Raw genomic sequence first — 8,295 nt, 5'->3', positions numbered from 1 at the left:
TTTAGTTTCTCAATCAATTGAGGCACAACTTGATAAATGTCTCCAACAATGCCATAATCGGCAATATTAAATATTGGAGCTGATGGATCTGAATTTATTGCGAGTACCATCTCTGATTCTTTCATTCCTGCTTGATGCTGAGGAGATCCAGAAATACCACATGCTACATATAATTTAGGTTTTACCCTGCTACCACTATACCCTACTTGGTGAGCTTTAGAGATGAATCCACCTTCCACTAAAGGTCTTGAACATCCTACCACCCCTCCTAAAAGTCTAGCTAATTCTTCTATCATTTTAAAATCTTCAGAACTTTTAAGTCCATTACCTACAGACACAACAACTTTAGCATCAGTAATATTAAAATTTTCTTCAACTATTTCTTCTAATACTTGAATTGCATTGTTTTCTATGACAATAGATTCAAATGTTATTACTTCTCCAGTTCTTGTCTCATCTCTTTCCGCTTCATCAAACTCTTTAAATCTTACTGTCGCCATTTGAGGTAATACTTGTGATTTAATATGAGCCAATATATTCCCACTAAAAGCTGGCCTTATCTGTACGAGTTTATTATCCACATTATCAATTTCAAGTGCTGTGCAATCAGCTGTAAGTCCACACTTAAAAGCTGCTGCAACTCTAGGTGCCAATGATCTTCCGAAATTTGTCGCTCCAAACAAACAGATCTTTGGTTTAACTTCATCAATTACTCTAACCACATTTTTAGAATATGTCATAACTTCAGGGATATTAAATATATCATCATCCTTGACATAAAACACCTTGTCTGCGCCTCTATAAATAAGCTCATTTATTGGTAAGGTAGAAGGTCCACAAATACAGCAGTACACGAGTTCATTTGTTTTATCTGCTAATTCCCTTGCTTTTCCTATAAGTTCATATGACACCTTATGAATCACATTATTCTTTTGTTCTACAAAAACCATTACACCACTATATTCTTTCATTTATTTCACCTCTATAACTTTCTTTTCTATCATAATATCTAGAAATTCATCCATAGCATCGTCTAAGTTATCTCTCCATAGTTTTCCTTCTCTATGAACGGCTGCAGGTACTTCAATTTTATTAACGACTGTTCCAGATCCTTTAATTCCTGTAGCTGTTTCCTCTAAATATTCTTTTAAATCTTCCAGTCCCCAAGCAGTAATTTCTGCTTTTCTTGCTTTCATTTTATCTTTAAATGAAGGAAGTCTAGGATAATTTACATCCTTTGTTACAGTTAATAGGCCTGGCAGTCTCAATTTCTTAATAAATACTCCATCCCAAATATCTGTTACTAGAGTTATATTCTCTTTGTTAACTTCATTTATCTTTTCTACAAAACAGATATGTGGAATGTCTAAAAATTCTGCAATTTCAGGTCCAATTTGTCCTGTATCACCATCAACTGTCTGCATTCCAGCCAGTATTAAGTCAACTTCTCCAATATTCTTTATACCTGCTGCTAATGTATAAGCCGTTGCCTTACAATCAGAACCCCCAAATTTTCTATCACTAAGCAGTATTCCATTGTCTGCACCTCTTGATATTGCTTCTCTTAATGCGCTTTCTGCACTTGGTGGTCCCATACTTATTGCAATTACTTCCGCTCCGATATTTTCTTTGATTTGAACTGCGGCCTCCAATGCATTTAAATCAAAAGGATTAATCTCTGCACCTGCAGATGTTCTGTCCACTACTCCTCTTTCACTGTCAAATTTCACTTTTTCCATGTCTGGTACCTGCTTTATTAGTACAACTATTTTCATTTTTTCTCCTAACTAGTCTTTTATATTTTTCAAAACCTAATAATTAATTCCAATAACTAATCTATTCCTGTACCTGGATTTAGGATATTATTTGGATCAAAAACATTTTTAATTCCTCTCATTATTTCCAAATGTTTAACTGAATACTGAATATGCAAACTTTTATTTCTTATTTTTCCAACTCCATGTTCAGCTGTTATTGTTCCTCCTAAATTTATGGAAAGTTTATATATTTCATCAGATAATTCATCATAACAATCAGGTTTTTCACCTGTTTCTGTCATTATAAAGTTATGAATATTTCCGTCTCCAATATGTCCAAAAGAAGGCATTTTAACACTATACTTTTTTGAAAGTTCTTCTATACCATTCATATAGTAAGTTATATTACCAACAGGAACAGCCACATCCAATATATCCACAACTTGTGACTTAATACTTGGATACCCATGGCTTCTTATTTCCAAAATGGTTCTTTGCTCTTTTGCTGTTTCTGCTATCAAACTATCTACTGCACCGTTTTTTTCACATATTTCAACTATTTCGGAACTAATTTCATATAAATCATCTTCTTTACGTTCATCCAGAATGAAATATAAATCAACTACACCTTTCTTAGCAGGCCATTCCAAACCTAAATCTTTTGCTGATTTCAGCATAAAATCTCTTTCTAAGTATTCTATAGCTAATGGAATAATACCTTTTTGGAGTATTTTAGGTACAACTTCAACGGCTGCCTTTTTATCAGGAAATGATACAATTAAACTTCCTGTATTGCTTGATTTAGGATACAACTTCAAAATTGCTTTAGTTACAATCCCCAATGTACCCTCACTGCCTATCATAAGATGAGTTAAATCATATCCTGTATTATCCTTCATGAGTTTTCCACCGGTCTTAATTATTTCTCCAGTTGGAAGAACTATTTCTAGACCTTTTATTTGATTTCTCATAACACCGTATCTCACGGCTCTTACTCCTCCTGCATTTTGTACAACCATGCCTCCAACTTGTGCACCTTCATCTCCTGGATGTACAGGAAAAAACAAAGTGTCATGATTTTTGAATCTATCTTCCAAATCAAACAACGTAACACCAGCTTCACACTCAACCATCATATTATTATCATCCACTTCAATAATTTTATTTAATCTCTCCATGGAAAGAATTATGCTAGGTCTAATAGGTACAACTGCACCCGCACATCCTGTTCCGCCACCTCTCGCTATAATTGTAACCTTTTCACCATTAGCATACTTTAACACTTTTGATATTTCTTCAGTATTAGATGGCTTAACAACTACACAGTCATAGCATGGAATTGGCGCTATAGCATGTTCCGTTTCATCCTTAATATAACTACTTATTTTCTCAGCATCATTTACCACCCAATCATTTCCCACTATCTTCTTTAAACTCTCAACGATTTTATTATCCATAATATCTCCCCCTCGCAAACTTTTGTCAGCCCGTACTATTTTAGTAATCATATTACATTTTATTAACTTTGTAAATGAATATTTAGTAATAAATGCAATATTTATTACTTATATCATTTTTTAACTTAATTTATCAGTATGCTTGGCCTTTTTCATCCTCATATACCATATATTCAGCTTTTAATAAGCTAGAAAAGAATAAAAAAATATCCCTTAACTTATATTATGAAAAAGTTAAGGGACATTTTTTTAAAATTTATTTATATCAAGGCTTTATTTAAGAATTCTGTTGATATGTGACAATTTTTAATGGAAGCCACACACTGAGCCTTTGTTGTTATTTGAAAAGTTTCTTTAATACATCAAAAATACTAAAACTAGTACGATTATATACACGATTATAAGCAGCTTTTTTAGGATTTGTAATCCAGCCAAATCCACGTGGTGCTTTTAAACCTAAACTATTTCTTATTATTCTCTTGGGACTAGTCCTACTGCTAATCATTTTTCTTAAGCTTGGTTTTCTTAATCCAAATTTCATTATACTGCCTCCTAAAATTGTATTTTTTTGTTTTCTATTTTTCATAATAATTATTAAGTATTAGATTATTATTTCCACTATATCACATTATTATTGCTAATTTAGGTGAATATTGTCATATGTTAAATTTAAAGTTATGCCAAAAGTTAGCAAGTGACAAACTGGAAACAGTTTCTTTTTAATAATTACTTAGTGATTTTTATAAAAGCCTCTACAATTTTCGGATCAAAATACACACCATTCTGCTTATTTATAAAATCCATTATCTCCTGCTTCGTAACTGACTTTTGATAAAAACTTCCATACATCATGGAGTCATAAGTATCAATAATTGAAAGAATACGCGAATTTAATGGAATACTTTCACCTATTAATCCCTGTGGATACCCGCTTCCATCCCAGTTCTCATGGTGACAAAGTACTTCCAGCGCAATATGAACTAAATCCTGTGATGTACTAACAATTCGATATCCTATTTCACAATGAGTCCTCATAATAATCCACTCTTCTGGTGTGAGTTCCCTATTTTTGTGCAATATATGATCTGGCATAGCTGTAACACCTATATCATGAAGCAATGCAAGCAGCTTTAAATTATTAATTTGGTCTATTGATAAATCAAGCTCCTTTCCAAGTTTATATGACAGTTCTATTAAGCGGTCACTGTGCTCCTTAGTTTCATGCGTTCGCTCATATAATGTTTTTCTTAGAGATGATATTATGAAACTTCTTACACTCTTGCTTTCCATAAGTTTTTTATTATACATACTATCCTCTGCTGCTTTATATACAGTGTTTATATCCTGGTCAACATGCTCCTTTGTAGAAAATCCTATTGAAACACTTGGTTTTATAGGATTTTCTTCTTCTCTATTGCACTTAACCTTAATTCTATCAACTATTTTTTCAGTATCAAAAATATCAGTTTCAGGCAATACAATTATAAATTCATCTCCGCCTACACGAGCAACAATATCATTTTTTCTAGATTCACTTTTTAGTATATCTGCTATTTTCCTTAGCAATCTGTCACCTGCCTTATGCCCAAAGCCATCATTTGTAAGCTTTAAGCCATTCACATCCCCCATAATAATTGAAATAGGAAGATTCCCTTTTGTGTCCAAACTTTTAATAACTTCTTCATAAAATCTTCTATTATATAAACCGGTTAGTTTATCATTATGGCTTAAATAGATGATTTCTTCACTTCTTTTCATCGCTTCTATTGCATTTTTAACCTTCAAAGGTAAGGTTATCTTCATTGCTTCTTCACTAAAAGGCTTTGAAAAATAGTCATAGGCTCCAAGTGTTAAAGCTTTTTCTATAGCTTCCTTATCTTCACGACCTGTACAAACGATAACTGGAATATCAATTAAATTAGGATCTTCTTTCATTTCCTTCAATATCTGAAACCCATCCTTTACTGGCATCATAATATCCAAAATACACATGTGTATTTTATTTAGTATAAGCTTTTCATTGATATTTTGTCCGTCTTCGGCTTCAAACAGCTTAATCCCCTCAAGTTTTCTTTCAAGAATTTTCCCTATAAATTTCCTATCTACTGCCGAATCATCAATAATCATTATATTTCCAACCATAATTTCAGTTTCCTCCCTTCCCTTTTTCTCGTAGAGTATATAATGATTTCTCCATTGCTAGAACTAAACGGCAAAGCAGTTCATTGTGTTCACGTCCTAAAGCCTCTTCTGCCTCTATAGCATACTCTCGTATCTCTTTCACCCTTACGTTCCCCGCAGCACCTTTTAATTGATGTAAAAAATTGCCCACTTCTTTAAATCTATTATTAACTATATTATTTCTAATCTCCCTTATTATATTTTCAGCGAACACACAAAATTCATCCAATAACTCTTCGCAGGTCTCCTTTTCAAATCCTGAGGCGCTCATAAGCGAAAGCGTAGTTTCTAAATGGACATTTGTACTACCAAGGGCCTTAACTCCACCATATTTTCGAAGTATTTTTGCCACCTCTTCAAACTCAATTGGCTTGCCTAAAAATGCATCCATTCCCTCTTCTATGCATTTTTCTACGTCACCTTTCATAACGTAGGCAGTCATGGCTACAATTATAGTATGTTTTTTATCCCCTTCTGCCCTGCGTATCTGTCTTGTTGCTTCATAACCATCCATTACTGGCATCTGGCAGTCCATAAAAATGATATCATAGTTGCTATTAAGGCATGCATTGACAGCTTCTTCTCCATTTACCGCGACATCACAACTGTACCCTTTCATTTCTAGTAATCTAATAAATAATATCCTGTTAATCTTAGTATCCTCAACCAATAATATTTTCACATTTCCACTCTGAACAATTTCCTCTTTCATTACCACAGTTGAATCACTTGATGTTATCTGAACTTCATCGTCTAAAGCTTTACTTAGCACTATAGTGAAAGTAAAAGTAGTTCCTATCCCTTTTTCGCTTACGATATTTATTTCTCCATGCATCATTTCAACAATACTCTTACATATTGCAAGCCCTAGTCCAGTACCACCATATTTTCTTGTATATGATGATTCCACTTGTATGAATGGTTTAAAAAGCTTACTAATTTCTCGCTCCGTTATCCCAATGCCAGTGTCCTTTACAGTGAATAATACTTCTATAGTCTCATCACTTTGCTTATTTAAGCAGGCTTCAATAAGCACTTCACCCTTATCCGTAAATTTTAATGCATTACTTATCAAATTACTAATAACCTGTCTGAGCTTTGTCGGATCTCCAACCACAAACTGAGGTATTTCTGGCCTAATACGCATATTAAGTTGAAGTCCTTTTTCATTTGCTTTAGCATTAAAAAAAGCTATAAGCATTTCCATTGTTAAATATATATCAAATGGAATATGTTCAAGTTCAAGTTTGCCTGATTCAATTTTTGAGATGTCAAGAATGTCATTGATCACTGTAAGCAAAGCATTTGTGGAAGTTCTCATAATATGTACAAATTCCACTTGTTCACGATTTAGGCCTGTATTCTCAAGTAGTTGTAAAAACCCTACAATTCCATTCATTGGAGTTCTGATTTCATGACTCATATTTGCAAGAAATAGGCTCTTTGCTACATTTGCATTTTCTGCGTCTTCTTTTGCCTTTATTATTTCATCTTGCTGCTGTTTTCGCTGGGTTATGTTAGTAAATGTTACTACTGCACCAATAACTTTTCCATCATAAAACTGAGGTTGAGAAAAATATTGTACCGGAAAGCAGGTTCCATCGGCCCTCCAGAACACCTCGTCCTCCACATGGATGCGTTTTCCACTAATTATCGCATCAAAAACTTTACAGTCCTCCTTTGGAAAGTATGTTCCATCTGAACGCTTATAATGAATCTTCCAATGCATGATTTTTCCCATTAACTCATCTTGAGAGTTGTATCCAAGCATTCGAAGGCAGCTTACGTTACAGAAAGTACAATTCCCTTTCGTATCAATACCATATATTCCTTCTGCTGTAGAGTCTAAGAGCAATCGTATATTTCCCTCGCTCTCCTTTAGCTCGTTGTTTATTTTTTCAAGCTCTAGCGTTCTATCTTTCACTTTCTCTTCAAGATTATTTATGAGTATATATAATTGCTGCGCCATTCTATTGAATGCCTCTGATAACTTCCCAGTCTCATCATTTCTGAAAACCTTAGCTCTTTGTAATAAGTCTCCATTTGAAAATTTTTCTGTATAATTTATCAAACTATAGATAGGTTTCAGAATTGCACCTGTAATCTTCATATATATTATTATGGATAAAACAAGTGCAATAATTGAGAATACAATAGACAAACGAATACTTTTTACCATTTCCATTGTAAATTGACTTTCAGGAATGCCCGTTATAATTAACCAATCTAATCCTTCTTTTTTATACTCCGTTACGCTTATATGAAGCTTATCATTTTTGGTTTTTATTGTAGAACTACTCTTTCCATTATTTTTGTAATTTTGATATGCCTCTATTATAGGTTTGTTATTAATTTCTTCAATTCCTACTCTATCTATTTCGCCACCATCAAGAGTTTTGAAATTAGGCGTATCCAGCGAGTTTGAAACAATTTTCCCTGTACTTCTTTCCAGAATATATGAAATAGCACTCTTATCTTTTATAATTTCTTTCAAATAACTGTTTATTTTTGAAAGAATAATATGTGTTCCAAGTACTCCCTTAAGCACACCATCTTTATTATAAATTGGATAAGCAGCTGAAACTGTTAAATCATCCATTACGAAATGTTTATACGTAGAAGAAAATACCGGTTTTTGTTCTGATTTTGCCACTTTATACCACTCTCTTGTACGGGGGTCAAATTTCCCTGCCTTCACCGCAAGTTGCCTCGCAGTCATATCTTTATTTATAGAATAGTACCAGGAATTCCCCTTAGTCTCATCATTATTCATCATAATCTCAATCTCATTTTTTTCATTCCTACGTGCTCCATAATATTCACCATTTTCGGTGCCATAACTGAAACTATATATTTCATTATCATTTGATTTAAGAACTCCTACGAAAAACTTTTCACGC

Annotated in this window: 6 protein-coding genes; all 6 read right to left on the bottom strand. The window is 33.3% G+C overall.

Annotation, left to right across the window (positions count from 1 at the left end; all coding sequences use genetic code 11):
• Positions 1–971, bottom strand: a 971-nt coding sequence (locus tag JJE11_RS09940) for an electron transfer flavoprotein subunit alpha/FixB family protein (RefSeq protein ID WP_291635090.1), incomplete at its 3' end; no start/stop codon positions are given.
• Complete coding sequence (locus tag JJE11_RS09935) at positions 972–1,775, bottom strand: electron transfer flavoprotein subunit beta/FixA family protein (protein WP_291635088.1); 804 nt, start codon at positions 1,773–1,775, stop codon at positions 972–974.
• Between the two features lie 56 nt (positions 1,776–1,831).
• A complete protein-coding gene (locus JJE11_RS09930) occupies positions 1,832–3,214 on the bottom strand; it encodes an FAD-binding oxidoreductase (RefSeq protein WP_291635086.1) in 1,383 nt (460 codons plus the stop codon).
• 337 nt (positions 3,215–3,551) lie between these two features.
• Positions 3,552–3,755, bottom strand: a complete 204-nt coding sequence (locus JJE11_RS09925; RefSeq protein WP_291635084.1) for a hypothetical protein — start codon at positions 3,753–3,755, stop codon at positions 3,552–3,554.
• Between the two features lie 185 nt (positions 3,756–3,940).
• Positions 3,941–5,356, bottom strand: coding sequence for an HD domain-containing protein (locus JJE11_RS09920; RefSeq protein WP_291635082.1), 1,416 nt, complete (start codon positions 5,354–5,356; stop codon positions 3,941–3,943).
• A 4-nt stretch (positions 5,357–5,360) separates the two neighbouring features.
• Positions 5,361–8,295, bottom strand: a 2,935-nt coding sequence (locus JJE11_RS09915; protein WP_291635079.1) for an ATP-binding protein, incomplete at its 5' end; no start/stop codon positions are given.

The organism is Clostridium sp. (genome assembly GCF_016650095.1).
Lineage (GTDB): Bacteria > Bacillota > Clostridia > Clostridiales > Clostridiaceae > Clostridium_AD.
The sequence above is the reverse complement of the archived record's forward strand: the minus strand, read 5'-3'. Positions and strand labels throughout refer to the sequence as shown.

What these genes read in the sequence shown, in the direction of transcription:
- JJE11_RS09935 (WP_291635088.1), bottom strand. Translation starts at nt 1,775, where the DNA reads ATGAAAATAGTTGTACTAATAAAGCAGGTACCAGACATGGAAAAAGTG.
- JJE11_RS09930 (WP_291635086.1), bottom strand. Translation starts at nt 3,214, where the DNA reads ATGGATAATAAAATCGTTGAGAGTTTAAAGAAGATAGTGGGAAATGAT.
- JJE11_RS09925 (WP_291635084.1), bottom strand. Translation starts at nt 3,755, where the DNA reads ATGAAATTTGGATTAAGAAAACCAAGCTTAAGAAAAATGATTAGCAGT.
- JJE11_RS09920 (WP_291635082.1), bottom strand. Translation starts at nt 5,356, where the DNA reads ATGGTTGGAAATATAATGATTATTGATGATTCGGCAGTAGATAGGAAA.